The 26,989-nt window shown below is 73.7% G+C and carries 21 protein-coding genes; 4 read left to right on the forward strand and 17 right to left on the reverse strand.

Features of this window, described 5'->3' with window-relative positions; translation table 11 throughout:
• Positions 1–36: 36 nt before the first annotated feature.
• Positions 37–648, forward strand: a complete 612-nt coding sequence (locus tag IEW07_RS11525; RefSeq protein ID WP_188537353.1) for a type IV toxin-antitoxin system AbiEi family antitoxin — start codon at positions 37–39, stop codon at positions 646–648.
• A gap of 260 nt (positions 649–908) precedes the next feature.
• Here the strand turns inward: IEW07_RS11525 and IEW07_RS11530 are convergent, their stop codons facing one another.
• From IEW07_RS11530 to IEW07_RS11575, 10 genes are all read right to left on the reverse strand, one after another.
• Positions 909–3,305, reverse strand: a complete 2,397-nt coding sequence (locus IEW07_RS11530) for a RelA/SpoT family protein (protein ID WP_188537355.1) — start codon at positions 3,303–3,305, stop codon at positions 909–911.
• A gap of 127 nt (positions 3,306–3,432) precedes the next feature.
• Positions 3,433–4,452: a protein translocase subunit SecF gene (gene secF / locus IEW07_RS11535; protein WP_188537357.1), complete on the reverse strand. Its 1,020-nt coding sequence runs from the start codon at positions 4,450–4,452 to the stop codon at positions 3,433–3,435.
• Positions 4,452–6,338, reverse strand: coding sequence for a protein translocase subunit SecD (gene secD / locus IEW07_RS11540; protein WP_188537359.1), 1,887 nt, complete (start codon positions 6,336–6,338; stop codon positions 4,452–4,454). The genes secF and secD overlap by 1 nt, the downstream gene beginning before the upstream one ends.
• Before the next feature lie 87 nt (positions 6,339–6,425).
• A complete protein-coding gene (locus IEW07_RS11545) occupies positions 6,426–6,917 on the reverse strand; it encodes a preprotein translocase subunit YajC (RefSeq protein ID WP_188537361.1) in 492 nt (163 codons plus the stop codon).
• 122 nt (positions 6,918–7,039) lie between these two features.
• Positions 7,040–8,173 (reverse strand): Holliday junction branch migration DNA helicase RuvB, encoded by a 1,134-nt coding sequence (gene ruvB, locus IEW07_RS11550; RefSeq protein WP_229741800.1) that lies wholly within the window; start codon positions 8,171–8,173, stop codon positions 7,040–7,042.
• A 2-nt stretch (positions 8,174–8,175) separates the two neighbouring features.
• The gene (gene ruvA / locus IEW07_RS11555) at positions 8,176–8,817 is read right to left on the reverse strand and encodes a Holliday junction branch migration protein RuvA (RefSeq protein WP_188537363.1); all 642 of its coding nucleotides are present in this window, start codon (positions 8,815–8,817) and stop codon (positions 8,176–8,178) included.
• Positions 8,818–8,953: 136 nt separating this feature from the next.
• Positions 8,954–9,580, reverse strand: a complete 627-nt coding sequence (gene ruvC / locus IEW07_RS11560) for a crossover junction endodeoxyribonuclease RuvC (RefSeq protein ID WP_188537409.1) — start codon at positions 9,578–9,580, stop codon at positions 8,954–8,956.
• Positions 9,577–10,338: a YebC/PmpR family DNA-binding transcriptional regulator gene (locus IEW07_RS11565; protein WP_188537365.1), complete on the reverse strand. Its 762-nt coding sequence runs from the start codon at positions 10,336–10,338 to the stop codon at positions 9,577–9,579. Before IEW07_RS11565 ends, ruvC begins: the two co-directional genes overlap by 4 nt.
• Before the next feature lie 140 nt (positions 10,339–10,478).
• A complete protein-coding gene (locus tag IEW07_RS11570) occupies positions 10,479–11,225 on the reverse strand; it encodes a type 1 glutamine amidotransferase (RefSeq protein WP_188537367.1) in 747 nt (248 codons plus the stop codon).
• An 11-nt stretch (positions 11,226–11,236) separates the two neighbouring features.
• Entirely contained in the window at positions 11,237–12,544 is a 1,308-nt protein-coding gene (locus IEW07_RS11575; protein ID WP_188537368.1) for a Mur ligase family protein, read from the reverse strand.
• A 92-nt stretch (positions 12,545–12,636) separates the two neighbouring features.
• On the opposite strand from IEW07_RS11575, the gene IEW07_RS11580 reads away from it, so the two are divergent.
• Together IEW07_RS11580 and IEW07_RS11585 are read left to right on the forward strand one after the other, a co-directional pair.
• Complete coding sequence (locus IEW07_RS11580; RefSeq protein ID WP_188537370.1) at positions 12,637–12,873, forward strand: DUF6953 family protein; 237 nt, start codon at positions 12,637–12,639, stop codon at positions 12,871–12,873.
• 207 nt (positions 12,874–13,080) lie between these two features.
• Positions 13,081–15,171 carry a M3 family metallopeptidase gene (locus IEW07_RS11585; protein WP_188537372.1) on the forward strand — a complete coding sequence of 697 codons (2,091 nt, stop codon included), beginning with the start codon at positions 13,081–13,083 and terminating at the stop codon, positions 15,169–15,171.
• A 91-nt stretch (positions 15,172–15,262) separates the two neighbouring features.
• Here IEW07_RS11585 and IEW07_RS11590 read toward each other — a convergent pair whose 3' ends face one another.
• Together IEW07_RS11590 and thrS are read right to left on the reverse strand one after the other, a co-directional pair.
• Positions 15,263–15,841 carry an HIT family protein gene (locus IEW07_RS11590; protein WP_188537374.1) on the reverse strand — a complete coding sequence of 193 codons (579 nt, stop codon included), beginning with the start codon at positions 15,839–15,841 and terminating at the stop codon, positions 15,263–15,265.
• Entirely contained in the window at positions 15,838–17,949 is a 2,112-nt protein-coding gene (gene thrS / locus IEW07_RS11595; protein WP_188537376.1) for a threonine--tRNA ligase, read from the reverse strand. Before thrS ends, IEW07_RS11590 begins: the two co-directional genes overlap by 4 nt.
• Before the next feature lie 172 nt (positions 17,950–18,121).
• Between thrS and IEW07_RS11600 the strand changes: the two genes are divergently transcribed.
• Entirely contained in the window at positions 18,122–19,321 is a 1,200-nt protein-coding gene (locus IEW07_RS11600; RefSeq protein WP_188537378.1) for an MFS transporter, read from the forward strand.
• 157 nt (positions 19,322–19,478) lie between these two features.
• On the opposite strand, the gene IEW07_RS11605 is transcribed toward IEW07_RS11600, so the two are convergent.
• The 5 genes from IEW07_RS11605 to IEW07_RS11625 form a co-directional block, all read right to left on the reverse strand.
• On the reverse strand, positions 19,479–20,423 hold the full coding sequence (locus tag IEW07_RS11605) for a DUF2382 domain-containing protein (RefSeq protein ID WP_188537380.1): 945 nt from the start codon (positions 20,421–20,423) through the stop codon (positions 19,479–19,481).
• Positions 20,424–20,631: 208 nt separating this feature from the next.
• Positions 20,632–24,036, reverse strand: coding sequence for a DNA polymerase III subunit alpha (dnaE, locus tag IEW07_RS11610; RefSeq protein ID WP_188537382.1), 3,405 nt, complete (start codon positions 24,034–24,036; stop codon positions 20,632–20,634).
• A gap of 112 nt (positions 24,037–24,148) precedes the next feature.
• Positions 24,149–24,835 (reverse strand): class I SAM-dependent methyltransferase, encoded by a 687-nt coding sequence (locus IEW07_RS11615; protein WP_188537384.1) that lies wholly within the window; start codon positions 24,833–24,835, stop codon positions 24,149–24,151.
• Between the two features lie 201 nt (positions 24,836–25,036).
• The gene (locus IEW07_RS11620) at positions 25,037–26,005 is read right to left on the reverse strand and encodes a TIGR03885 family FMN-dependent LLM class oxidoreductase (RefSeq protein ID WP_188537386.1); all 969 of its coding nucleotides are present in this window, start codon (positions 26,003–26,005) and stop codon (positions 25,037–25,039) included.
• Between the two features lie 25 nt (positions 26,006–26,030).
• A complete protein-coding gene (locus IEW07_RS11625) occupies positions 26,031–26,870 on the reverse strand; it encodes a fumarylacetoacetate hydrolase family protein (protein WP_188537388.1) in 840 nt (279 codons plus the stop codon).
• Between the last annotated feature and the right edge of the window lie 119 nt (positions 26,871–26,989).

The following is a 26,989-nucleotide window of genomic DNA, read 5'->3' on the forward strand; positions in this document are numbered from 1 at the left end:
TTCCGCGTGGCCGGGGCGCCGGGCCAGGCTGGGGCCATGGACGCCCCGTGGCTCCCCGACGACCCGTGGCACCCCGACGCCCTCCTGCTGCCCGGCCGCCCGTTCCCGCGGGTCGAGCTTTCCGCGCTCGTGGCGGACGGCGTGGTGGTGCCCGTGGTGCTGGAGGCCCACGTGCTGCGGGGCCGGCCGGTGACCCGGGCGGTGAAGGTCGCGGCCCTGGTGGCGCAGCTGCCCCCGCACCTGCTGCTCCGCGGGGCGCTGGGGCGGCTCTCCGCGGCGTGGTTCTACGACTGCGCCCGCGCCCCCGCGACCCTGCCCGTGCTGCTGGACAAGCTGCGGCGCACCACCATGTCCCCCGTCCCGGACGGGCTGACCCTGCACCAGGTGACGCTGGGCGCCTACGACCTGCACGACGCCGGTCCGGTGCGCGTCACCACGCCGCTGCGCACCGCGGTGGACCTGGCCCTGCACGTGCCGGGGCGCGAGGGCACGGCGGCCCTGGAGAAGCTCATGCACGCCCCCCACCTGCACTGCCCGCCGGACCTGGTGCACGCCGCCCTGGAGAGCTTCGAGCGGATGCCCGGGCGCCAGGCGGCGCTGGTGCGGGTCCGCCGGGCCGCCCGGGCCCTCGGCCGGCCGGTGCGCTGACGCGGGCCGGTGCGCTGAGGCGAGCCGGTGCGCTGAGGCGAGCCGGTGCGCTGAGGCGAGCCGGTGCGCTGAGGCGAGCCGGCGCACTGAGGCCGGCCGGTGCGCTGGGGCGAACCAGCGCACTGAGGCGAGCGGGCGCCCACGGTGCGGGTCCCGGCCGGACGGCACGGTGCCTCAGCGGCTCGGCGCCCCGGCGGTTCAGCGCCCCGGCGGTTCAGCGCCCCGGCGGTTCAGCACCCGGCGGCGCAGCGCCCGGTGCTTCAGCGCCCGGAGGGCTCCGAGATCGGGCGGTGGCCGGAGGTGCGGTAGACGTCGTAGACCCCGTCGATCCGGCGCACCTGGTTGAGCACGTGGTCCAGGTAGCGGGGGTCGCCCATCTCGAACGAGAACCGGGAGATCGCCAGGCGCGACTTCGAGGTGTGCACGGACGCGGAGAGGATGTTCACGTGGTTCTCGGAGAGCACCCGGGTGACGTCGGAGAGCAGCGACTTCCGGTCGAGGGCCTCCACCTGGATCTCCACGAGGAAGACGCTGGACTGGGTGGGCGCCCACTCCACCTCCACGACCCGCTCCGTGGAGGTCAGCGCCAGCATGTTGGCGCAGTCCCTGCGGTGCACCGAGATCCCGGCGCCGCGGGTGACGAACCCCATGATGTCGTCCGGCGGCACCGGGGTGCAGCAGCGGGCGAGCTTCACGTAGACGTCCGAGGCGCCCTTGACGACCACGCCGGAGTCGGAGACCCGGGGGCGGACCGGCTGCGTGGCGAGGGTGGACTCGGCGAGGTCCTCCTCCGCGCCGTCGGCGCCGCCCAGGTTGCCCACGAGCTTCTCGACGACGTCCTGGGCGCTGACCACGTCCGTGCCGATCGCCTCGTACAGGGAGCTGATGTCCGAGCGGTGGAAGTCCTGGGCCACGGCGAGCAGGGACTCCTGGGTGAGCGTGCGCTGCAGCGGCAGGTGGTGCTTGCGCAGCGCCCGGGTCAGCGCGTCCTTGCCCTTCTCGATGGCCTCCTCCCGGCGCTCCTTGGAGAACCACTGGCGGATCTTGTTGCGCGCCCGCGGGGAGCGCACGAACTTCAGCCAGTCCTGGGACGGTCCGGCGTGCTCGGACCGGGAGGTGAGCACCTCCACCCAGTCCCCGTGCTGGAGCTCCGAGGACAGCGGCACGAGCTTGCTGTTGACCCGGGCGCCGATCGTCTTGTGGCCCACCTCGGTGTGCACCGCGTAGGCGAAGTCCACCGGGGTGGAGCCCGCCGGCAGGGCCATGACCTCGCCCTTGGGCGTGAACACGTACACCTCGGAGGTGTTGATCTGGTAGCGCAGGGAGTCGAGGAACTCGGAGGAGTCCTTCGTCTCCTCCTGCCAGGACACGAGGGAGCGCAGCCAGTTGAGGTCCCCCTCCTGCGCCTTCGGGGTGGCCGAGTTCGCCTGGTTGACCTGGTCCTTGTACTTCCAGTGCGCGGCCACGCCGTACTCGGCGCGGCGGTGCATCTCGTGGGTGCGGATCTGGATCTCCACCGGCCGTCCGTCCGGGCCGATCACCGTGGTGTGCAGGGACTGGTACATGTTGAACTTCGGCATGGCGATGTAGTCCTTGAACCGCCCCGGCAGGGGCCGCCACCGCGCGTGCAGCGCGCCCAGGGCGGCGTAGCACTCGCGCACCGTGTTCACCAGGACCCGGACCGCCTGCAGGTCGTGGATCTCGTCGAAGTCCTTCCCGCGCACGATCATCTTCTGGTAGATCGAGTAGTAGTGCTTGGGCCGGCCCGTGATGGTCGCCTCGATCCCCGCCTCCCCGAGGTCCTCGGCGATCCGCTCCCGGATCTTGGCGAGGGACCGCTCGCGCTGGGGCTGGCGCTCCCCCACCATCCGCACGATCTCGTCGTAGACCTTGGGGTACAGCGCGGCGAACGCGAGGTCCTCGAGCTCCCACTTGATGGTGTTCATGCCCAGGCGGTGGGCCAGCGGCGCGAAGATCTCGAGGGTCTCGCGGGCCTTCTTCCCCGAGGACTCCGCGGAGACGAAGCGCCAGGTGCGGGCGTTGTGCAGCCGGTCGGCGAGCTTGATCACGAGCACCCGGATGTCCTTGGCCATCGCCACGATCATCTTGCGCACCGTCTCGGCCTGCGCCGCGTCCCCGTACTGGACCTTGTCCAGCTTGGTGACGCCGTCCACGAGGGCTGCGACCTCCTCCCCGAACTCCGCGCGGAGCTGCTCGAGGGTGTAGTCGGTGTCCTCGACGGTGTCGTGCAGCAGCGCGGCCACGAGGGTCGCGCCGGTCATGCCGAGCTCCGCCAGGATCGTGGTCACGGCCACGGGGTGGGTGATGTAGGGGTCCCCGCTCTTGCGCTTCTGCCCCTCGTGACACTTCTCCGCCACCTTGAAGGCCCGCTCCAGGACCTCGAGGTCCTCCTCGGGGTGGGTGGTGCGCACGGTGCGCAGCAGCGGCTCGAGGATCGGCGAGTGGGTCATCGGCCGGCCGGAGAGGTAGGACAGGCTCGAGCGGGTGCGGTCGCTGCGGCCGGGGAACACGGCCCGTCCCACAATCGGGCGGGAGGCGGGCAGGACGTAGTGCGTGCCGGCCATGTCGGACCGGCGCGGCGGGGTCGGTGCGGTGCCCTGGCCTGCGGGGACGGCGCCGTCGTCGGACGAGCTCATGACCGGTGCTCCCTTCCGGGAAGATGCGCCCGGGGCGGCGGCCGTGCGGCCGCCGCCCCGGGCGTCGAGCTGACGTGTGCTGTGCGGCGGGGCTCCTGCGCGACCCGCCCACGGTGTGGACTACATTCTAGTGCGCCGCGGCGGGCTCGGCGGCACGCTCCCCGGGAGCGGCCACGCGGGCCTCCAGCGCGCGGACGGCGGACTCGGAGCGGCGCAGCAGCGCGTAGAGGGGCGAGGCCACGAACAGGGTGGCCACGGTGCCCACGATGATGCCCACGAACAGGGCCAGGGACAGGTCCTTGAGCGTGCCGGCGCCGAGCACCAGCCAGCCGATGAACAGGATCGAGCCCACGGGCAGGATGCCCACCACGGACGTGTTGATCGAGCGCACCAGGGTCTGGTTGACCGCGAGGTTCACCTGGTCGGAGAACGTCCGGCCGGCCCGCTCGGGTGGCGCGGTGCCCTCCAGCAGGCCCTCCGTGTTCTCGCGGACCTTGTCGAAGACCACCACGGAGTCGTAGAGGGAGTAGCTGAGCACCGTGAGGAAGCCGATGACCGCCGAGGGGGTGACCTCGAAGCCCACGAGCGAGTAGACGCCCGCGGTGATCGCGACGGTCGCGAGCATGCCCGCGATCGCCGAGACGGACATCTTCCACGTGCGGAAGTACAGGGCCATGAGCGCGGTGGCCAGCACGACGAACACCACCAGTCCCCACAGGGCCTGGCTGGTGACGCCGGCGCCCCAGGTGGGGCCCACGAAGTTCGAGGTCACGTCGTCCTCGCCGACCCCGTAGGCGCTCACCAGCGCCTCCTTCACGGCGAGGGTCTCGTCGTCGTCCAGCTGCTCGGTGCGCACCCGGATCGTCTCGGGGGCGATGTTGGTGACCTCGGCCTCCGCGGCGTCCGAGGACTCGGCCACGGCGCGCTCCCCCGTGGCGACGTCGGCCTCCGGCACGGCGGAGACCGTGAACTCGGACCCGCCCGTGAAGTCGATGCCGAGGTTGAACCCGCCCTTGGCCACGGGCACGAGCGCGGAGAGGACCACGAGCACGGCGGCGATCGTGAGCCAGAGCTTCGCCTTCGCCACGAAGGGGTAGGAGGTGCGCCCGCTGTGCAGGGCGTTGCCGAAATCAGCGAACCGGGACATCAGGCGTTCTCCTCAGGGGTGCGGTCGGTGGACGGCGACGCGCCCACCGGGGCGCCGGCCGGTGCGGTGCCGGGGCCTCCGGCCGGGGTGTCGGCCGGGGTGCCCGGCGGGGTCCCGGCCTCGGTGCCGGCCTGGGCGGCGCGCCGGCGGCGCTCGGCGATGGTCAGCCCGTCGTGTTCCGCGCCGGGCTCCCGCAGCCGCCCGGCGCCCCGGTAGAGGGGCACGGCGTCGAGCGCCTCGGGGCTGAGCCCCGAGTGCTTCCCGCCGCCGCCGAAGTAGCGGGTGCGGGTGAGCAGGACCATGACCGGGTGGGTGAACAGGAAGACGACCAGCAGGTCCGCGATGGCGGTCAGGCCCAGGGTGAAGGCGAAGCCGCGGACGTTGCCGACGGCCACGAAGTAGAGCACCGCGGCGGCCAGCAGGTTCACGGCCTTGGACGCGAGCACGGTCTGGCGGGCGCGCCGCCAGCCGTGGTCCACGGCGGCGGGGACGGAGCGGCCGCTGCGGATCTCGTCGCGGATGCGCTCGAAGTAGACGATGAACGAGTCGGCGGTCTGGCCGATGGCCACGATCAGGCCCGCGACCCCGGCCAGGGACAGGCGGTAGTTCGCGGACCAGCCCAGCAGGGTGATCGCGAGCCAGGTGAGCACGCCCGCGACCACGAGGGAGCTGATGGTCACGAGGCCGAGCAGGCGGTACTGGAACAGCGAGTACACGCACACCAGCACCAGGCCGATGATGCCGGCGATGATGCCCATCCGCAGCTGGTCGGAGCCCAGCGTCGCGGAGATCTGCTGCTCCGACTGGATCGAGAAGCTCACCGGCAGGGCGCCGTACTTGAGCTGCTCGGCCAGGAAGCGGGCCTGGTCCTCGGTGAAGCTGCCGGTGATCTGCGCCTGGCCGTCGGCGATCACGGCGTTCATCGACGGGGCGGAGACCACCTGGCCGTCGAGCAGGATGGCGAACTGGCTGCGGGGGTCGCCCTGGGAGGACTGGCCGATGCCGTAGAGCCGCTCGGAGAGCTGGCGGAAGCGGTCGGTGGCCTCGGGGCCGAACTGGATGTTCACGGCGAACTGGTTCAGGGACGCGCCCTGGGAGTTCTGCGCGGTCCCGTAGGAGGCGTCGGCGATGCCGGTGCCCTGGATCTCGACCGGGCCCACCAGGTACTTGGTGCCGGTCTCGGGCTCGCACGCCACGACCGGCTCGTCGGCCGGCTGCGCCTCGCGCTCCTCGGGGGGCAGCGGGACCGTGCAGTCGGTCGCCTCGAACTCCTGGTAGAGCTCCGGGGTGATCCAGTTGGGGTCGGAGGAGTCCGCGGGCTCGGCCGTGGGCTCCGGCAGTTCGTCCTCCGGCGTGCGCTGGTCCTCGGGCACCGCCGCGGCCGGGCCGCTGGTGAGCACGGGCCGGAAGTTCATCTCCGCGGACGTCTGGATCAGCTCGCGGGTCTGCGCCGAGGGCACGCCGGGCATGGAGACCACGATGTTGCTCCCGGACTGGGTGGCGATCTCCGCCTCGGCCACGCCGGAGCCGTCCACGCGCTGGCGGATGATCTCGACGGCCTGGTTCAGCTGCTCCGAGGTGATCTGCTGCCCCGCGTCCTCGCCCTGGAGGGAGGGGGACAGGATCATCTGGGTGCCGCCCTCGAGGTCGAGGGCCAGCTTCGGCCCCCAGCCGGTGCGGTCGGTGCCGGCGCCCCAGGCCAGCAGCCCGGCCAGCAGCGCGAGCAGCAGGAGCAGCCCGATCAGGGAGCGGCGGGCCCCGGACAGGGCCGCCAGGACGCCCGAGCGCACCGGGGCGCCCGATCCGCCGGAGGGGCGCGCCGCGCGGGAGCCGCCCGGGGCCTCGGGTCCGGCGGCGCCGGACGTCTTGCGTGTGGTCAGTGCCATGGTCTTCCTTACGCGCAGCGGCCCGGTGTCCCGGGCCTGCTCATGGGAACGGGCCGACCAGAGGTCGGCCCGTGGTCCCGAGGGGGGTCAGTCGTTGCGCTGTCCGGGTTCGCGCGGGGCCTCGTCGTCCCGGTGCTCCGCGGCCGTGGAGCCGGGGAGCTCGTCGGCGGCGTCCGAGCGGGTGTCGGTGCGGGTCTCCGCGCGGCTCTCCGTGCGGGCCTCCGGGGCGGCCGCGGCGGACTGCTCGGCCGGGGCCTGCTCCTCCACGACGGTGGTGAGCGTCTGCAGGTGCACCGTGACGACGGTGCCGGGGGCGATCTCCAGGTCGGCCTTGTTGGCGTCCCGGTCGATGGCCCGCACGGTGCCGTAGAGGCCGAAGTTCGTCATGACGTCCGTGCCCGGCATCATGGTCGACTGCTTCTCCTTCATCTGCGCCATGGCCTTCTTCTGGCGGCGCATGGGCAGCCAGAGGAGCAGCACCATGGCCACCAGCATGAGCGGGAGCAGCCAGGCGGTGCCGCCTCCCGTCGGCTGGGCGGCCTGGGCGGCGAGGGACTGGGCGAGGACGAGCTGGCTCACGGACTTCCGTTCGGTCGGTTGCGGGTGTCGGGTCCCATGGTAGGGGATGGAACCCGGAGCCCCCTGGAGGCCGCCGTCCGTGACGGGACCGCGGTCCCGGCCGCCGCGGTGCCGGGGGGGGGTCAGTCCTCGAACAGGGGTAGCGCGTCCGCGGCCTCGTCGGCCACGGCTGCGACCGGGGGGACCCCGCCGAAGGCGGCGCGCAGGCCGGGGTCGCGGAAGGCGGCGTGCTCCGGCGGGACGAGGCCCAGGTGCTCCCAGGCGGCGGCCATGGCGATCCGCCCGCGCGGGGTGCGGCCCAGCAGGCCCTCCCGCACCAGGTAGGGCTCGGCGACGGTCTCGACGGTCTCGGTCTCCTCCCCCACGGCGATCGCCAGGGTGGACAGGCCCACGGGCCCGCCGCCGAACTTGGCGACGAGCGCCTCGAGCACGGAGCGGTCGAGCCGGTCGAGGCCCCGGGCGTCCACCTCGTACATGTCCAGGGCGGTGGACGAGGTCCGGGCGTCGATCCGGTCGACGCCGTGCACGAGCGCCCAGTCCCGGACCCGGCGCAGCAGCCGGTTGGCGATGCGCGGGGTCCCCCGGGAGCGGGAGGCGACCTCGGTGAAGCCCTCGGCGGTCATCGCGAGGTCCATGAGACCGGCGGAGCGGCGCAGCACGAGCTCCAGCTCGTCCACGGAGTAGAACTCGAGGTGGCCGGTGAAGCCGAAGCGGTCGCGCAGCGGCCCCGGCAGCAGCCCGGCGCGGGTGGTGGCCCCCACGAGGGTGAAGGGCGGGAGGTCGAGCGGGATGGACGTGGCGCCGGCGCCCTTGCCGACGACGATGTCGACCCGGAAGTCCTCCATGGCCATGTAGAGCATCTCCTCGGCGGGCCGGGACATGCGGTGGATCTCGTCGAGGAAGAGCACCTCCCCCTCGGTGAGGGAGGAGAGGATCGCGGCGAGGTCGCCGGCGTGCTGGATGGCCGGGCCGGAGGAGATGCGCAGGGGCGCGCCCATCTCCTCCGCGATGATCATGGCGAGGGTGGTCTTGCCCAGGCCCGGCGGGCCGGAGAGCAGGACGTGGTCGGCGGAGCGCCCGCGCAGCCGGGACGCCTCCAGGACCAGCGAGAGCTGCTGGCGGACCCGCTTCTGGCCCACGAACTCGTCGAGGTTGGCCGGCCGCAGGGCGGCCTCCAGCTGCTTCTCGTCGGGCTCGTTGTCCGCGGAGACGATCCGGTCCCGGGAGTTGACGGCGGCGCCGTCCTCGCGGGCCACGGTCACGCCCCCCGCTCGGCGGCGCTGCGGGTGCCGGCCTTCGCGGCGCCCAGCCACGCGAGGACGGTGCGGAGCAGGACCGGGACGTCGCCGGAGGCCACGAGGTCGTCGCGGTCGGCGAGGGCGTCGGCGATCCCGCGGGCCGCGTCCTTCTCGTTCCAGCCCAGGCCCACGAGGGCCTCCAGCAGCTGCGCCCGCCAGGGCTCGACGGGGGCGGCGGCCGGCGCGGCGGGCCGCTCGGGGACGATGAGCTTGTCGGCGAGCTCCAGGACGATCCGCCGCGCGCCCTTGGGGCCGATGCCGGGGACCCGGGTGAACGCCTTGGCGTCGCCCTGCGCGATGGCGCGGTGGACGTCGTCGGGGCCGAGCACCGAGAGCACGGCCAGCGCGGTGCGGGGGCCGACGCCGCTGACGCCGAGCATGATCTCGAAGACCTCCCGCTCGGCCGCCCCGCGGAAGCCGAAGAGCAGGGGCGCCTCGTCCTTGCGCGCCACGTAGGCGGTGTCCAGCCGCACCTCCGCCCCGGTGCGCAGCCCCGAGAGCGTCTCGGCCGTGGCGTGCACCTGGACGCCGAAGCCGCCCACCGACACGACGGCGGTGGTGAGGCCGACGTGCTCGACCTGTCCCGTGATGGACGCGATCACCGCGCGGCTCCTTCCCCGTGCTCCGGCCCGGCCGCGCCGAGTCGAACACACCTACGAATACGCTGTCGCGGCCACTCTAGCAGTGCGCCCCGACGCGACCACCACGGCCTCCGCGGCCCGATCGGCCCCGGCCCGGTCAGCGGCGGCCGCCCCGGCGGGCCCGGGCCTCCGCCTCGGCCCAGGCCTGCTGGGCGGGGGTCATGGCGCGGCGCCGGTGGGCCACCGGCCGGGCGCCCTGGTGGGTCTCGGTGCGGGCGGTGGTGTCCATGCCCGTCCCGCCCCCGCGCCAGCCGTGGCAGATCGCGATGGCCAGGGCGTCGGCGGCGTCGGCCGGCTTCGGGGCCTCCTCGAGGCGGAGGATCCGCACGACCATGCGGCCCACGGACGCCTTGTCGGCCGTGCCGTCCCCGGTGACCGCGGCCTTCACCTCGGAGGGGGTGTGCCAGGCCACCGGGATCCCGTGCCGGGCCGCGGCGGCGATCACCGCGCCCGAGGCGTGGGCCGTGCCCACGACCGTGTTCACGTTGGCCTGGGCGAACACCCGCTCCAGCGCCACGGCGTCCGGGGCGTAGCGCTCGATCCACCGCTCGGCCGCCTCCCAGATCCGCAGGATGCGCCGGTCCAGCGGGTCGGCCGCCTCCGTGCCGGCGACCCCGACGTCCACGAAGGACGCGGTCCGGTTGGCGGCCATGTCGATCAGGCCGAACCCGCACCGGGTCAGCCCGGGGTCGATCCCGAGGATCCGCTGGGAGGCCGTGGTCAGTCCTCGGTCTCGAGCTGGGCCATGACCTCGGCGGGGATCTCGGCGTTCGAGTAGACGTTCTGCACGTCGTCGAGCTCCTCCACCGCGTCGACGAGCCGCAGGAACTTGCGGGCGCCCTCGGCGTCCAGCTCCACCTTCATGGTGGGCCGGAACTGCGGGTCGTCGTTGTTGTACTCGAGCCCCGCCTCGTCCAGGGCCGTGCGGACGGCCGGGAGGTCGGTGGCCTCGGAGACGACCTCGAACTCGTCCTCCAGCTCCACGACCTCCTCGGCCCCGGCGTCCAGGACGGCCATGAGCACGTCGTCCTCGGCGAGCCCGTCCTTCTTGGCGACCTCGACGACGCCCTTGCGCTCGAAGAGGAAGGCCACGGAGCCGGAGTCGGCCATGGTGCCGCCGTTGCGGGTCACCGCCACGCGCACCTCGGAGGCGGCGCGGTTCTTGTTGTCGGTGAGGCACTCGATGTAGAGGGCCGTGCCCTGCGGGCCCCGCGCCTCGTAGAGGATCTCGGTGTAGTCCACGACCTCACCGGTCAGGCCTGCGCCGCGCTTGATCGCGCGGTCGATGTTGGCCACCGGGACGGAGTTCTTCTTGGCCTTGGAGACGGCGAGGTCCAGGGCGGGGTTGCCGGCGGTGTCGGCCCCGCCCATGCGGGCCGCCACCTCGATGCCCTTGATGTACTTGGCGAAGGCCTTGGCGCGCTTGGCGTCGATCGCGGCCTTCTTGTGCTTGGTCGTGGCCCACTTGGAGTGCCCTGACATGCGTTCCTCCTCGGAATCAGCGGGACGTCCCGGAGGGTCCCGGTCGTCGGTCCGACACGGCCCGTCCCGGCGGGATGGCGGGACGGGCCGGAAAAGTCCTGGTCCATTCTACCGGGTGCGGTCGCGCCCGGGGCCTGCGCTCAGCGGGGCCGGGCCTGCGCGACCTCCCGCGCGCGCTCGGCGAAGGTGTCGTCGAGGGGCTCCGCGTCGAAGCCCCCGCACCGGCGCTCCACGGCCGCGCGGATCAGGTGGTCGGCCACCGCGGGGTTCTTCGGCAGCATCGACCCGTGCAGGTAGGAGCCCACGACGTTGTGCAGCCGCGCCCCCTCGGTGCCGTCCTCGCCGTTGTTGCCGGCGCCCTTGACGACCCGCCCCAGCGGGGCCTGGCCCGGGCCCAGGCGGGTGATCCCGGAGTGGTTCTCGTAGCCCACGACCGTCCCGAACTCCGGGGACTCGAGCACGATGTTGCCGATCAGGCGCGTGGGCCCGCCCACGGTGGTGAGGTCCAGCAGCCCGATCCCGGGCAGGGTCTCCCCCGCCCCGGTGCGGAACTCGTGGCCGAACAGCTGGTAGAGCCCGCAGATCGCGAGCATCGGCACGCCGTCGGCGGCCATGGCGCGCAGCTCGGGGGCGATCCGCTGCAGGTCCTCCTGGACCCGGAACTGCCCGGAGTCCTGGCCGCCGCCGCCCACGAGCAGGTCGGCGTCGGCGGGGAACCGGTCCCCGGGGTCGTGGTCGGTGAGCCGCACGGCGTAGCCGTACCGCTCGAGCCGGCGCTTGAGGGTGAGGGTGTTGCCCCAGTCCCCGTAGATGTTCATGTCCCGCGGGTAGAGCTGGACGAGGTGCACGGTGCGCTCGGTCCGGGGGGTGGGCGTGGAGGAAGTCATTCGGTCGGCTCTCAGATCTCGGCGACCTCGGCCACCCGGGACAGCTCCCGGCGCAGCTCGAGCATGGACGTGTAGGTGCAGAAGACGCGCATGGGCCGGTCCCCGGCCCCGGCGACGAACCGGCGCAGGGCGTCGCCGAGGCCCGGGACGACCTCCCGGACGGCCACCTCGTCGTAGTCCAGGCGCAGCGCCATGTCCCAGGCGCGGGTGCCGGAGACCACGTCCACGCCGCCCTCGCGCAGGGAGTGGAAGTCGACGTCCCACAGCCAGGAGACGTCGCGGCCGTCGGCGTACTCGTCGTTGATGGTGATCATCGTGGCGTAGTCCCCGGGCCGGGCCGAGGCCAGGGAGAGGCGGAACCCGGCGGGGTTCTTCACGAGCAGCAGCTGCAGGGGCCGCCCGCCCACCTCGATGGTCTCGCCGCGGCCGAACGCCGGGGTGACGCGGGAGAGCTCGTCGAGCAGCGCGGTGCGGTCGGCGTCCGGGCCGGCCACCGCGAGCGCGAGCGCCAGTGCCGCCGCGGCGTTGTAGATGTTGTAGACGCCGTAGAGCTCCACGGTGGCGTCGAGGGGCTCGCCGTCCACGGTGAGGCGCACCCGGTTCGCCTCGAAGGAGGTCAGCTCCACCGCGGCGGGAGGGCGGGGGGCGAGCTCCTGCTCGTGGTCCTCCTCGGCGTCGGGGCCGCCGGCGGAGCGCATGTCGTCGTCGGAGGGGAACATGGGCCGCAGGGCGGGCGCGAGGCCGAACCAGCGCACGCCGGTGCCCTCGGGGACGTGCTCGGCCAGGGAGGCGATGCGGGGGTCCTCGCGGTTCAGGACCACGGTGCCCGTGGTGGCCGCGGCGACCTGGGCGAGCATCCGGCGGGTCGTGTCGATCTCGCCGAACCGGTCGAGCTGGTCGCGCATGACGTTGAGCAGCAGCGCGTAGCGCGGCTTCACCTGCTTCACGAAGTGCACGGCGTGCGCCTCGTCGAGCTCCAGCACGGCGATGTCCGCGTCGAGGCGGCCCGTGAGGCTCATTTCCCCCAGCAGCGCCGCGGCCACGCCGCGGACGAAGTTGGAGCCGGTGCGGTTGGTGAACACCTTGTAGCCCTGGGCGCGCAGCAGCTGGACGGCCATCTTGGTGGTGGTGGTCTTGCCGTTGGTGCCGCTGATCACCACGACCCCGTGCGGGAGCTTCGCGAGCTCCTCCGCCACGAAGCCGGGGTGCAGCCGCTCCATGACGAGGCCGGGGAACGCGGAGCCTCCGCCGCGCAGTTTCGTCAGGTACCGGATGCCTTGGCCGAGCAGGCGCACGTGGGGTCTGGACATGCGCTCCATCCTAGGGCGTGCGCGCGTGCGCCCGGTGCCGGCGCTCCCCCGGCCGGGGGCGCGGCGTGGTCGCGGGGCCGGGCTGCCCATAGGGTGAGCCCATGACTACAGCAGAAGAGATCGCAGACTGGCTGATCGGCCAGATCAGGACCCGGGCCCGGGTCTCCCAGGAGGAGGCCGTGGCGGAGATCCGGGAGCAGTTCGGCCCGGAGTGGGTGCACGAGAACGAGCGGGGCCACACGGCGATCCACAAGGACGTCCTGAAGAGCTTCCGCCGGGCGCACAAGGGCGCGGTCCAGTGGGACCGGGACAGGCGGTTCTGGTCGCTCACCGAGTGACCCGGCCGACCCTGGGCCTCCACCCCTGAACTTCATCCGGGCCTCCGCCGGGAGGGGGCCCGGGGCGGAGGCGCGTCCCGGGCCAGGAGCTGCCGGCCCCGGGGCGTGCCGCCTGGGACGTAGCCTCCCCGCAACACGGGCGCGGTACTGTGTCCCGAGCAAATCCGCGCGCCCGACCCGCCCCGAGCCCGACAGAAGCTGATCCCGGTGAACCCTCTCCTGCGCCCCAGCGACCTCCCCTACGAGCTGCCCGACTTCCGCGGCATCCGGGAGGAGCACTTCCTGCCGGCCTTCGACGCCGCGATGGCGCAGGACCTGGAGTGCGTGCGGCAGATCCTCGCCGACCCGGCGCCGCCGACCTTCCAGAACACGGTCGAGGCCCTCGAGCGCGGGGGCCTGGCCCTGGACCGGGTCGAGTCGGTGTTCTTCGCCCTCACCGCGGCGCACAACACCCCCGGCATCCACCGCATCTACCAGGAGCTCGCGCCCCGGCTCTCGGAGCACAGGGCGGACTTCACGCTCAACAAGGAGCTCTACCACCGGGTGCGGCGGGTGGACCGCACGGATCTGGAGCCCTGGCAGCTGCGGGTGCTGGACGAGTACCTGTCCTGGTTCGAGCGCTCCGGCGTCGAGCTCACCCTCGACGAGCAGGCCCGGCTGCGGGCCATCAACGACGAGCTCTCCGCGCTGAGCATCCGGTTCGGCAACGACCTCATCCAGGAGGTGCACTCCTCCGCCGTGCTGGTGGAGGACCGTGCGGAGCTGGACGGGATGGCCGAGGCCGACGTCGAGGCCGCCGCCGTCGCCGCCGCCGAGAACGGCCACCCCGGCAGGTGGCTGCTCACCCCGTCCCTGTTCACCGTCCAGCCGGCGCTGTCCGTGCTGACCGACCGGGCGCTGCGCCGGCGGATCCACCTGGCCGCCGTGAACCGCGGCACGGGCGAGCACGGCGGCGAGGGCTCCCAGAGCGGCATCGACCTCCTGCCCGTGGCCGCGCGGATCGCGCAGCTGCGGGCCGAGCAGGCCGGGCTGCTCGGCTGCGTGAGCCACGCCGACTACGTGATGCAGGCCAGCACCGCCCCCTCCCCGGAGGCGGTGCACGAGATGCTCGCCCGGATCACCGAGCCCGCCGTGCGCAACGCCCTCGAGGAGCGCGCCGAGCTGGAGGAGCTGGCGGGCCACCGCCTCGAGGCCTGGGACTGGCCCTTCTGGGCGGAGCGGCTGCGCCGGGAGCGCTTCGCCGTGGACTCCTCGGCGCTGCGGGAGTACTTCGAGCTGGAGTCGGTCCTGGAGCACGGGATCTTCCGCACCGCCCGGGAGCTCTACGGGCTGGTCTTCACCGAGCGCCCGGACCTGCACGGCTACCTCCCGGAGGTGCGGGTCTGGGAGGTCACGGACGAGGCCGGCCGCGGGGTGGGCCTGTTCCTCGGCGACTGGTTCACCCGGCCCACCAAGCAGGGCGGGGCCTGGATGAGCTCCCTCGTCCACCAGAACCGGCTGGCCGGGCAGCGGCCCGTCGTCGTCAACAACGCGAACTTCACGCGCCCGCCGGCCGGGCAGCCCAAGCTGCTGACCCTCGACGAGGTGGTGACCGTCTTCCACGAGTTCGGCCACGCCCTGCACGGGCTGCTCTCGGACGTGCACCTGCCCTCGTTCTCGGGCACCAAGGTCCCGCGGGACTTCATCGAGTACCCCTCCCAGGTGCACGAGATGTGGGTGCTGCACCCCGACGTCGCCCCGCACTACGCCCGCCACCACGCCACCGGGGAGCCCCTCCCGGCGCAGACCCTCCGGGCCCTGCGGGAGGCGTCCGCGCACGGGCAGGGCTACCGGACCGTGGAGTACCTGGCCTCCACCTACCTGGACCTCGCCTGGCACGGGATCACGGACCCCGCCGAGCTGCCGGACCCGTGCACCGTGGAGGACGACGCGCTCGCGCGGGCCGGCGTGGACGTGCACGGGATCCCCCCGCGCTACCGGACCGGCTACTTCAAGCACATCTTCGCCGGCGGCTACTCCGCCGGCTACTACACCTACGTCTGGGCGGAGATCCTCGACGCGGACACCGTCCAGTGGTTCACCGCCCGGGGCGGGCTCACCCGGGAGAACGGCCGGCGCTTCCAGGAGGAGGTCCTCTCCCGCGGCAACGAGGCCGCGGCGCTGGAGATGTTCGAGGCGCTGGTGGGCCGCCGCCCGCACCTGCGCGCCCTCCTGGAGCGGCGCGGGCTGCTGCCCCGGGAGGAGTTCGTGCACCGGCGCCGGGGCGCCCCCGCCGCGGAGTCGGCCGTCCGCGCCTGAGCGGCACGGGGCCCGCGAGCACGGCGCCGTCCCGCCCGGGAACGACCGGGCGGGACGGCGCCACGCCGCGGAGCGCGGCCGGGCCCTGGTGTCAGGCTCCCGGCCAGGCCTCGGCGATGTCCTGGCGGGTGTCCCCCAGCGTCTGCATGATCGCCTTGGTCCCGGCGAGCACCGGCATGAAGTTCGCGTCCCCGCTCCACCGCGGCACCACGTGCTGGTGCAGGTGCTCCGAGAGGGACCCGCCCGCCGCGGCGCCCAGGTTGAGCCCCACGTTGAACGCGTGCGGGGAGGCGACCCGGCGGATCGTCTCGATGGCGGTGCAGGTCAGCGCCGTGAGCTCCCGCGCCTCGTCGTCGTCGAGCTCCGTCAGGTCCGCCACGTGTCGGTACGGGCACACCAGCAGGTGCCCGGGGTTGTACGGGAACAGGTTGAGGATCACGAAGCAGTGCTCGCCGCGGTGGACGATCAGGGACTCCTCGTCCGCGCGGCGGGGCCCGTTGCAGAACGGGCAGCCCGGGTCCGCGTGCACCGAGGGGTCCTCGCCGCGCACGTAGGCCAGCCGGTGCGGGGTCCACAGCCGCTGGAAGCTGTCGGGGACCCCGGGGATCTCGAACTCGTCCTGGCGGATCCAGTGGTGCGGGGGCCCGGCCGCGGACGCCCCGCCGGTCACTGCCCGACCCCCGCCGTCTCCTCGGAGCTGTCGTGGACGGCCGCCGTCGGGTCCTCGTTGACGCGCCGCTGGACGTGCGCCACGATCCGCTCCACGGCCTCGCCCACGAGGATGCCGTTGTCCTGCGAGCCGTCGCGGAAGCGGAAGGAGACCGCGCCGGCCTCGGCGTCCTCCCCGCCGGCGATGAGCACGAACGGGACCTTCTCCTTGGAGGCGGTGCGGATCTTCTTGGGGAACCGGTCGGAGCCCGCGTCCAGCTCCACGCGCACTCCGCGGGCCCGCAGGGTCTCCACGACGCCCTGCAGGTAGTCGTTGAACGCCTCGGCCACGGGGATGGCCACGACCTGCACGGGCGCCAGCCACGCCGGGAACGCCCCCGCGTAGTGCTCCACGAGCACGCCCATGAACCGCTCGATCGAGCCGAACTTGGCGGAGTGGATCATCACCGGGCGCTGCCGGGTGCCGTCGGCGGCCTGGTACTCGAGGTCGAAGCGCTCCGGCTGGTTGAAGTCGTACTGGATCGTCGACATCTGCCAGGTGCGGCCGATCGCGTCCTTGGCCTGCACGGAGACCTTCGGCCCGTAGTAGGCGGCCCCTCCCGGGTCCGGCACGAGGTCCAGGCCGGTCTCGGTGCAGACCTCCTCCAGGACGCGGGTGGCCTCCGCCCACTCCTCGTCGGAGCCGATGAACTTGTCCGACTCCGGGTCGCGGGTGGACAGCTCGAGGTAGAAGTCGTTGAGGCCGAAGTCCCGCAGCAGCCCCAGGATGAAGTCCAGCAGGTGGCGGATCTCCGCCGGGGCGTCCTCCCGGGCGACGTAGGAGTGGGAGTCGTCCTGGGCGAACCCGCGGACGCGGGTGAGGCCGTGGACCACGCCGGACTTCTCGTACCGGTACACGTGGCCGAACTCGAACAGCCGCAGCGGCAGGTCCCGGTAGGACCGGCCGCGGGAGCGGTAGATGAGGTTGTGCATGGGGCAGTTCATCGCCTTGAGCCGGTAGTCCTGGCCCGGCTTGGTGACGGTGCCGTCCTCGTCCCGCTCCTCGTCCACGTGCAGGGGCGGGAACATGGTGTCCGCGTAGTACGGCAGGTGCCCGGAGGTGTGGAACAGCCCGTCCTTGGAGATGTGCGGGGTGCCCACGTACTGGAAGCCCTCGGCGACGTGGCGGTCGCGGACGTAGTCCTCCATCTCCCGCTTGATGATCCCGCCCTTGGGGTGGAAGACGGGCAGGCCGGAGCCGAGCTCGTCCGGGAAGGAGAACAGGTCCAGCTCCACGCCCAGCTTGCGGTGGTCGCGCCGCTCCGCCTCGGCCAGGCGGTCCTTGTAGGCGACGAGCTCCTCCTTGGAGGGCCACGCGGTGCCGTAGATGCGCTGCAGCTGCTTGTTCTTCTCGGAGCCCCGCCAGTACGCGGCGGCCGAGCGCATGAGGGCGTAGCCGTTGCTGATGAGCTTGGTGTCCGGCAGGTGCGGGCCGCGGCAGAGGTCCTTCCAGACGGTCTGCCCGCTCTTGCGGTCCACGTTGTCGTAGATCGTCAGCTCGCCGGCGCCGACCTCCACGGAGGCGCCCTCCGCGGCGGCGTCGACGTCCCCGCCGGAGCCGGGGCCCTGGGACAGGCCGATGAGCTCGAGCTTGTACGGCTCGCCGGCCATCTCGGCGCGGGCCTCCTCCTCGCTCACCGCGCGGCGGCGGAAGGACTGCGTCGAGTTGACGATCTTCTGCATCCGCTTCTCGATGGCCTTGAGGTCCTCGGGCGTGAAGGGGTGCTCGACGTCGAAGTCGAAGTAGAAGCCGTCGGTGATGTAGGGGCCGATGCCGAGCTTCGCGTCCTCGTGCAGCTGCTGCACGGCCTGGGCCATGACGTGGGCGGCGGAGTGGCGCAGCACCTCCAGGCCCTCCGGGTCGGAGACCAGCACCCGCTCCACGACGTCGCCGTCGGCGAGCTCCGTGGCGAGGTCCCTGAGCACCCCGTTGACGTGGGCCACGACGACGGACCGGTCCTCCCGGTACAGGTCCGCGGCGGTGGTGCCGGTCCCGACCGTGCGCTGCTCGCCGTCGACAGTGATCGTGAGGGGGGCGGACTCTGGCGTGGGATCCGGCGCGGTGGTCATGGGAGGGGGCTCCTTCGGTCAGCAGACGGCACGCACCCGTACGGGGGGCGCGTGGAAGCGGCGCCGCCCGGGGCGGCACGCACTGCCTCCGATGGTACCCGTCCCCGGCGGGGCGGCCCGGGACGGGACGGCGGGCGGGCAGTGAGAGGATGAACGGCGGAGGTGAGGCCGGATGGCGGAAGAACAACCGCAGCGGGTGTGGACGAAGGGCTTCGTGCTGATGTGGGCGGGCCAGTTCCTGGTCTCGATGAACTTCTACCTCTTGATGACGGTCATGGCCCTCTACGCCATGGAGCGGTTCGGGACGGACGAGTCCAGCGCCGGGGTGGCCACCAGCACGTTCATCGTGGGAGCCGTGGTGGCGCGGCTGCTCACCGGCAAGTACATGGAGATCGTGGGGCGCCGGCGGGTGCTCCTCGCGGCCCTCGTCCTGCTCACGCTGTGCTCGGCGGCCTACCTGCTGGACACCGGGTTCGCCGGCCTGCTGGTGGTCCGCGTGCTCAACGGCGTGGCCTTCGGGATGTCCACCACCGTCCTGCCGGCCGCCGTGCAGGCCCTGATCCCGCCGGGGCGCCGGGGCGAGGGCACCGGGTACTTCATGCTCTCCACCACGCTGGCCGCGGCGCTCGGCCCCCTGGTCGGCCTGACCCTGTCCACCGCGGCGGGGTACCCCGTCCTGTTCTGGACGTGCACGGGCGTGGCCGCGGCCGGCGCGCTCCTGGGGGTGGTCACGCGGGTGCCCGAGCTGACCCTGTCCGCGGAGCAGCGCCGGGGCCTGCGCTCCTTCGCGCCGTCGCAGTTCGTGGAGGCCCGGGCCCTGCCGGTGGCCGCGCTCATGCTCTTCGTGGGCACCGGCTATGCCTCGATCCTGTCCTTCATCAACCCCTTCGCCGTGCAGGAGGACCTGGTCGGTCCCGCTGGGGCGTACTTCCTGGCCTACGCCGCCACGATCCTCGTGAGCCGACCCTTCGCGGGGCGGCTGCAGGACCGGCGGGGGGACAACGCGGTCCTCTACCCGGCGCTGGTGCTGTTCGCGGTCGCGCTGCTGCTGCTCGCCGCCGCGGACTCGGCGGCGGTGATGCTGGCCTCCGGCACGGTCCTGGGCGTCGGGTACGGCGCGGTGCTCTCCGCGGCCCAGGCGGCGGCGGTGCGCTCGGCGCCCCTGACCCGCGTGGGCCTGGCCACCTCGACGTTCTTCCTCAGCATGGACGTGGGGGTCGCGCTGGGCCCGGTCCTGCTGGGCGCGCTGGTGCCGGCGCTGGGCTACCGCGGCATGTACGTCGCGGCCGCCGGCGTGGTGGTGCTGGGTCTCGTGTACTACGCGGCGGTGCCGGCCCGGCGGGGCGGGCGCCCGGCCGCCGGCGGCGCCTGAGCGCTCCCGCTCCCCGCCGTCCGCGGCGTTCCGCGCCACCGGGGCGACGGCGCCCCGCCCCTCACGATGCCCCCCTCATGACGACGGAGCCCCCGTCACCACACGGTGACGGGGGCTCCGGGGTCTCCTGCCGGTGGCTCACCGGCGGGAGGACGGATCAGATGCGGTCGCGGCGGTCCCGGTCGGTGACGTCCCGGTCGGTGAGGTCGCGGTCGCGGTCGGTGAGGCCGCTGCGGCGGTCGACGTCGTTCTCCACGTCGACCTGCTCCTTGCGGACCTCGGCGTCGACGCGCTCGGTGTCGGTGACGGTCTCCTTCTCCAGGCCGACCCGCTCGACGCCGACGGTCTCCTTGGCGACGACGGGGCGCTCCTCGTGCAGCGTCACCTCGACGTCCTCCTCGCCGATGGCGCGGTCGGAGACGGACTCGTTGCCGTTGAGCGGGGTGCGCTCGACGCGGACCTCCTCGCGCTGGACGGGAACCTCGACGGTCTCGGTGTCGGTGACCACGTACTTGCGCAGGCGGGCGCGGCCGGTGGCGACGTTCTCCTTGCCGACGTGCAGCCGCTCCTCGTGGCGGGTCACGCTCTCGCGGTCGGTGCGGTCGCGGTCCGTGAGGTCGCGGTCGCGGTCGTTGAGACCGCGGTCGCGGTCGGTGTCCGCGTAGCCGGCGCCGGCGACGCCCGAGGCGGGCACGGCGTTGCGGTCGGTGTCGGCCGCGTAGCGGTCGTCACGGCCGGCGCGGTCGCGGTCGGTGTCCGTGTAGCCGGCGGTGCGGTCGGTGTCGGTGCCGGAGTAGTTCATCTTGTAGTAGCGGTAGATCTCCTCCTCCTCGGCCGGGGAGAGGTGCTGGTCCGCGTCCACGTTGGGGGCGTCCTTGACGACGGCCTTGGTGTACGGGAGGACCAGGCGGTCGCCGTCCTGCTGGGCGCCGTCCGCGGGGACGAAGCTCTCCTTGCTGCCGAACAGACCGGTGTTGACGGTCACGAAGGTGACCTCCTCGGTGTTGTCGTCCAGGAAGACCTGCTCGACCTTGCCGATCTTGTCGCCGTCGGAACCATAGGCGGTGGCCGAGAGAAGGGCGTTGACGTCGTACGTAGCCATGAGAACTCCTTTTCCTTTTCTGCGGGGCAACGGGGCCTCTGGGCAGAGACCCCGGTGCGGACGGTTCCCGCCGGGGGGCGGGGTGCAGATCGTCCGCTGTTGTTAGTAACCATACTGCCTATCACCCCACTTACCAATGGCTTCACCAAGAGAGAAACCCCGTGCGCTCGCCCCTTCCGGGGAGTATTTTCCGGTCCCCGCGGGGCGCTCAGGCCAGGACGGCGCGGGCCGCGGCGGGGGTCCCCGGATCGGTGAGGTCCCACGCCTGCAGCGCGCTGATGCTGATCCCCCGCGGCCCCGTGCGCCGGGTCCGGCCCCGCACCAGAAGCATCCGCGTGCCGAACAGGTGGGGGCCCGAGCACTCCTGGGCGTCGGGGAAGAACGCGCAGTCGACGGCGCCGGTGCCGTCGTCGAGGCTGACGAACACCACCCGCCGGCCGCTGCGCTGGGGCGGGGTCATGGTGGAGACCCGCACGCCCGCCACCAGCACCTCGGAGCGGCTGCGCAGCTCGAGCAGCCGCTCCGCGGGGGTCACCCCGAGCTCGTGGAGCAGGGGCGCCCAGCCGTCCATGACGTGGGCCGAGACGTCCACGGCGAGCAGGTCCAGCTCGGTGCGCACCTTCTGCTCCAGGGTGGGCTCCGGCCGCTCCGGGACCAGCGCCCGCAGCTCGAGGTCCCCCAGCGGGAGGGCCAGCTGCCCCTCGACCTCCCGGCCCCGGGGGCGGGGCGGGCGGGCGGCGTCCGCCCGGGCGCGCAGGGCGTGCACCAGGTCGGCCCGCGAGGCCGCGCTGCCGGAGCGGTGCAGCAGGCCGTCGAGCGCGCCGACGGCGGCGAGCCGCTCGAGGGTGCGCCGGGCGGGGCGGGCCCGCTCCCGCAGGTCGGCGAGGGAGGCGTAGGGCCGGCCGGCCGAGATCCGGCGGACCTCGGCCGCGGAGACCCCGTGGATCCCGGCGAGGGCCAGGCGCACGCCGAGGCGGGAGGGGTCGTCGTCGAGCCGCTCCACCCGGTAGTGCTCGTCGGAGCGGTTGACGTCCACGGGCAGGACGGGGATGCCCATCCGGCGGGCCTCTCCCACCAGCAGGCGCTTCGGGTACATCCCGGGGTCGTGCTCCCACAGCCCGGCCAGGAACGCCTCCGGGTGGTGGGCCTTCAGCCACGCGGACTGGTAGGTGGGCACGGCGAACGCGGCTCCGTGGGCCTTGCAGAAGCCGAAGGAGCCGAACGCCGCGAGGATCCCCCACACGCGGTCCACCACGTCCAGCGGGTACTCCCGCTCCCGGGCGCGCTCGCGGAAGAACGCCTCCACCTCGAGCTGCCGCTCGGAGCCCAGCCGGCGGCGCAGCTCGTCGGCCCGGGCGAGGCCGCAGCCGGTGAAGACGTCGAGGATGCGCAGCACCTGCTCGTGGAAGACGGTCACGCCGTGGGTCTCGTCGAGGATCGGGTCGAGGTCCGGGTGGACGGACACCGGCCGCGACCACCCGTGGCGGTGCTCCAGGTAGGGGCGGACCATGTCCGAGTGCATGGGCCCTGGCCGGAAGAGGGAGATGTCCACGACGAGGTCCCCGAAGCACTCGGGCGCCATCTTGCCGATGAGCTCGCGCTGGCCCGGGGACTCGATCTGGAAGCAGCCCAGGGTGTGGGTCGAGCGGATGAGCTCGAACGTCCTCTCGTCGTCCACGGGGAGGGCCTCGAGGTCCAGGCGGGGCCGCCGCGGATCGGTGCGGGCGACCTCCTCGACGGCGTGCGCCAGGGCCGACTGCATCCGCACGCCGAGGATGTCGAGCTTGAGCATGCCCATGGGGTCCATGTCGTGCTTGTCGAACTGGCTCATGGGCAGCCCCATCCCGCTGGCCTGCACCGGCGTGCGGTCCAGGAGGGTCCGGTCCCCCAGGATCACCCCGCACGGGTGCACGGAGATGTGCCGGGGCAGCCGGTCGAGGCGCTCGGTGAGGTCCACGAGCAGGTCCAGCTGCTTCTCGCGGGCCACCTGGTCCGCGAGGTCCCGCAGCTCCGGCTGGTCGGCGAGGGTCTCCCGCAGCGCGGAGGCCGGCAGGTGCCACAGCTGTTTGGCGACCGTGTCGACCGTGTCGGGGTCCAGGCCGAGCGCGAGGCCGGCGTCCCGGACGGCGCCGCGGGCCCGGTAGGCGTTCTGCATGCTCATGAGGCTCACCCGCTCGGGGCCGAAGCGCGCGAAGACCTCGCGGTAGACGCGGTGGCGCTGGGCGGACTCGACGTCGATGTCGATGTCCGGCAGGGTCGAGCGGTCGCGGGAGAGGAACCGCTCGAAGAGCAGCCCGTGCTCGAGGGGGTCCACCTGGGAGACGTCGAGCAGGTGGTTGACCAGGGAGGAGACCCCGGAGCCGCGGGCGGCGTGGCGGATCCCCATCGCCCCGATCGTGGCCGAGACCTCGGCCACGGTGAGGAAGTAGGAGGCGAAGCCGAGGTGCTCGACGACCTCCAGCTCCTGCTCGAGCCGGTCCCGCACGGCCGGCGTCGTGCGGCGGCCGGGGTAGCGGCGCGCCAGGCCGGCCTCGCAGCGGACCCGCAGCTCCTCGGCCGCGGGCCGGGCGAGGCCCAGTACGGCGGCCTCCGGCACCACCGGGCGGCCCCATCCGCAGTCGGCGACCGGGTCCAGCCGGCACCGGTCGGCGACCTCTTCGGTGCCCCTCAGCAGCGCGGCGGCCCCCGCGGCCCCGAGGTCCGCGGCGCGGGCGATCTCGCGGGCCAGCGCGCGCATCTGCCGGGCCGGCTTCAGCCAGCCCTGCCCGTTGGGCTGCAGCGGCTCCGCGCCCGGCGGCGGCGCGCTCCGCCGCCCCGTCCCGCTCCCGCCCTCCCCGGCCCCCCTGCGGCCCCCGGGGGCGCCGGCGGGCCGGGTCCCCGCGCCGCGGAGGGAGCCGAGGGCCTCGAGCGGGGTGAGGGCGCGGGCGGCGTCGAGGACGTCCGCGGTCGCGGCCTCGGCGGGGGTCGCGTAGCGCACCGCGTTGGTGAGCACCGGCGTCAGTCCCGCCTCGAGGGCGGCCCGCAGGGTGCGGGCCGCGTGGGAGGTGCTGCACGCCGTGCCGGGGGCGGCGAGGTGGGAGACCACCTCCACGGCGATCGCCCCGGCGGGCAGCAGGGCCTGCCACCGGGCCAGGGCGGCGCGCCCGGCGCGGTAGCGGCGGGCGGCGAGCGCGCGGCCGACGTCGGAGGCCGGCCCGAGCAGGACGACCAGCACGGGGTGCTCGTGGCCGGGCGGGCGCGCGTGGGCGGCGACGTCCTCGGCCGTCACCCCGGGGGCCCCGCCGGCCGCGTGGGCCGCGTGGGCCGCCGAGACCAGCCGGCACAGGGCGGCGTAGCCGGCGCCGGCGGTGCCGCCGGCCGCCAGGACCACCACCCGCCCGGCGGGGCCGTCGCGCCCCGGCCCCAGGAGGGCGAGGTCGGCGCCCAGCAGAGGGTCGAGCCCGTGCTCCCGGCACGCCCCGAGGTGCTTGACCGCGCCGTAGAGCCCGTCCCGGTCGGTGCACGCGAGCGCGTCGGCGCCGTCCGCCGCGGCGGCCGCCGCCAGGACGTGCGGGCGGCTGACCCCGTAGTGGGCGCTGAAGGCGGTGGCGACGTGCAGGTGCGGAAAGCTCACCCCCATATTCGAATATGTGTTCGAAGCTTAAGTCAATTGCAAATCATCGGACCCTCCCGGAGCAGCACCCGGCCTCGGCGGATCCGGGAGCGGGAGACCGCCCAGGACAGGTTCATGCCGTGGTGTGCCCTGCGCCCTGGGCGCGGGCGCGGAGCACGCAGAACAACCCCTCCTCGGCACCGGGCCGCACCACGGGTGCGCCCTCGGGACCGGCGAGGACCTGCCGGGAGTCCTCCGGGAGGAAGCCTGCCCCGCGCAGCAGGGCCTCGAGCTCGGGCGTGGTCATGAGGTGGGCGTGGGAGTAGTAGGGGTCCTCGGCCTGGCGCGCCGCAAGTTCCTGGCCGGGCGGGCCGACCCGGTTGAGGTAGGCCACCAGGACCGCCCCGCCCCCGACGGTGACACGGCGGGCCTCGCGCAGGGCGCGGGCGGGGTCGGTCACGAAGCACAACGAGGTCAGGAGCGCGGTGTAGGCGAAGCGTCCGGTGCCGAAGGGCAGGTCCTCGGCGACCCCGGCGACGACGTCGATCCCACGGGCCCGGGCGAGCCGGGCCATCCGGGGTGCGGGCTCCAGGCCGTGGCTGATGCCCAGCGGGGCGGCGAAGCGCCCCGTCCCCACGCCGATCTCCAGGCCCTCGGCCCCGGCCCCGGCGGCCGCCCGGACCGGGGCGAGCAGCTCGGCGACCGCGGTGAGCTCGGCGCGGTAGAGAGCCGTGTGCTCGTCGAACCACCGGTCGTACTGCTCGGCACGGGCGTCGAAGGCGGCCGCGGCCGTGTTCCCGGCAGGAGGCGGGGTGCTCATGTGCTCAGGATGGCCGCCGGGCCCCTGCGTTCCCAGGGGCCCGGCAGATGTTTCTCCCCCGCGGGATCAGCCCCGGGGAGCGGCCGGCTGCGGGGGCGGGCGGTCTCGTGCGTGCGCACCGCCAGGATCCCGCCGAGCGCCGCCCCGGCCGCGTCATCCATGCGCACCCCTGGCCCCCGGACCGAGATCCTGGGGCCGCGGTCAGCCGCCGGCGAGCTGCGGGAGCACCCCCTGCCCGAAGGCGTCGATGAAGGGGGCCTGCTCCTGGCCCACGTGGTGGAGCTGGAGCTCGTCGAAGCCGAGCTCCGCGTACTCGTGCAGCCACTGCGCGTGCCGGCCGAGGTCCGCGGAGACGTTGACCGCCCCGGCGATCCGCTCGTCCCCCACGTCCTCCTGGACCGCCTTGCGCTCGTAGTCCTGGGGCGAGGAGAGCTCGGCCATGGTGACGGGGTCGAAGACGTTGGTGCGCCACTGGTCGCGGGCGACCGCACGCGCCTGCTCCTCGGAGGCCGCCCAGCTCAGGTGCACCTGCAGGACGGCCCGCCCGGTGCCGCCGCCCTCGCGGTAGGCGTCGAGCAGCCGGCGCAGGTCCTCCAGCGGCTGGTTGACGGTGATCAGGCCGTCGGCCAGGGGGGCGAAGCGCCGGGCGGTGGCCGGGGTGAGGGCGGGCACGACCAGGGCGGGCGCCACCTCCGGGGCGTCCCAGACGCGGGCGCGGTCCGCGTGGACGGGCCCGTCGCAGGTGACCTTCTCCCCGGCGTGCAGCCGGCGGACGACGTCGAAGCTGGCCTCGAGGAACTGCTGGCGCTGCTCCTTGGCCGGCCACTCCGGGGAGACGGCCCGCTCGTTGAGCTTCTGCCCGCTGCCCAGGGCCACCCACACCCGGCCGGGGAACATGCGGGCGAGGGTGGCCGTGGCCTGGGCGGTGACCACCGGGTGGTAGCGGCGGCCGGGGGCGTGCACGAACCCGAACGGCAGGCTCGTGGTGGCCAGGGCGGCGCCCAGCCAGGACAGGGCGAAACCGGAGTGCCCCTGGCGCGGGGACCACGGCTCGAGGTGGTCGGAGCACATGGCGGCGGCGAAGCCGGCCTGCTCGGCGTGCTGGACGTCGCGCAGCAGCCGCTCGGGCGGGATCTGCTCGTGCGAGGCGTGGAAACCGATGACGGTCATGGGTCCTCCAGGGGACGGGACGGGCTCAGGCGCCGAGGGGCGGGAGCTCCTCGGCCGGGGTGCAGACGTTGCGCAGCGCGCCGATGCCCTCGATCTCGGTGACGACCTCCTGGCCGTCCTTCAGCCAGATCCGGCGGGGCTTCTTGGCCAGCCCCACGCCGGCCGGGGTCCCGCAGGCCACGAGGTCGCCGGGCTCGAGGGTCATGAAGCGGCTGAGGTACTCCACGAGGTCCACGGCGGAGAAGATCATCCGGTCGGTGGCGGAGTCCTGGTGGCGGACGCCGTCGACGGTGCAGCGGATCGCGAGCCCGGCCTCGGGGTCCACCTCGTCGGGGGTGACGACGACGGGGCCCACGGGGGTGGTGCGGTCGAAGTTCTTGCCCTGGAACCACTCGGAGGTCCGGCCCTGCCAGTCCCGCACGGAGATGTCGTTCATGATCGTGTACCCGGCGATCGCGGCGCGGGCCTGCTCGGGGGTGGCGTGGCGGACGGCCGTGCCGATCACCGCCACGAGCTCGGCCTCCCAGTCGATCTTCTCCGACTCCTCGGGCATGGCGATGGGATCCGTGGGGCCGATGAGGGCGTTGGCGTACTTCGCGAAGATCGTGGGGTGCTGCGGGATCTCCTGGCCGACCTCCTCGGCGTGGTCGTAGAAGTTCAGCCCGGCGCACAGGATCTTGCCGGGACGCAGCACGGGGGTGAGCAGCTGCTCCGGCGCGGGCTCCGGGCCCGGCTCCCCCGGCAGACCGAGGTCTCCGCCGGCCAGGAGGGCCCCGACGTCGGGGACGGGGAGGTAGACGGTCCGCCCGCCCTCCTGGCGGAAGGCCTGGGTGGTGCCGTCGCGTCGCACGGTGCCGAGTCTCACGGGTGCTGCCTTTCTCTGGGCGGGTGCCGCCGGGGTCCGGGAGGCGGGTTCCGCCCCGATCCTAATGGGACTGCACCGTCTGTTCCGTTGTAGAGCAGACTGGATGCCCGAGTCGGCGG

It is taken from the genome of Kocuria dechangensis (assembly GCF_014636775.1).
Lineage (GTDB): Bacteria > Actinomycetota > Actinomycetes > Actinomycetales > Micrococcaceae > Kocuria > Kocuria dechangensis.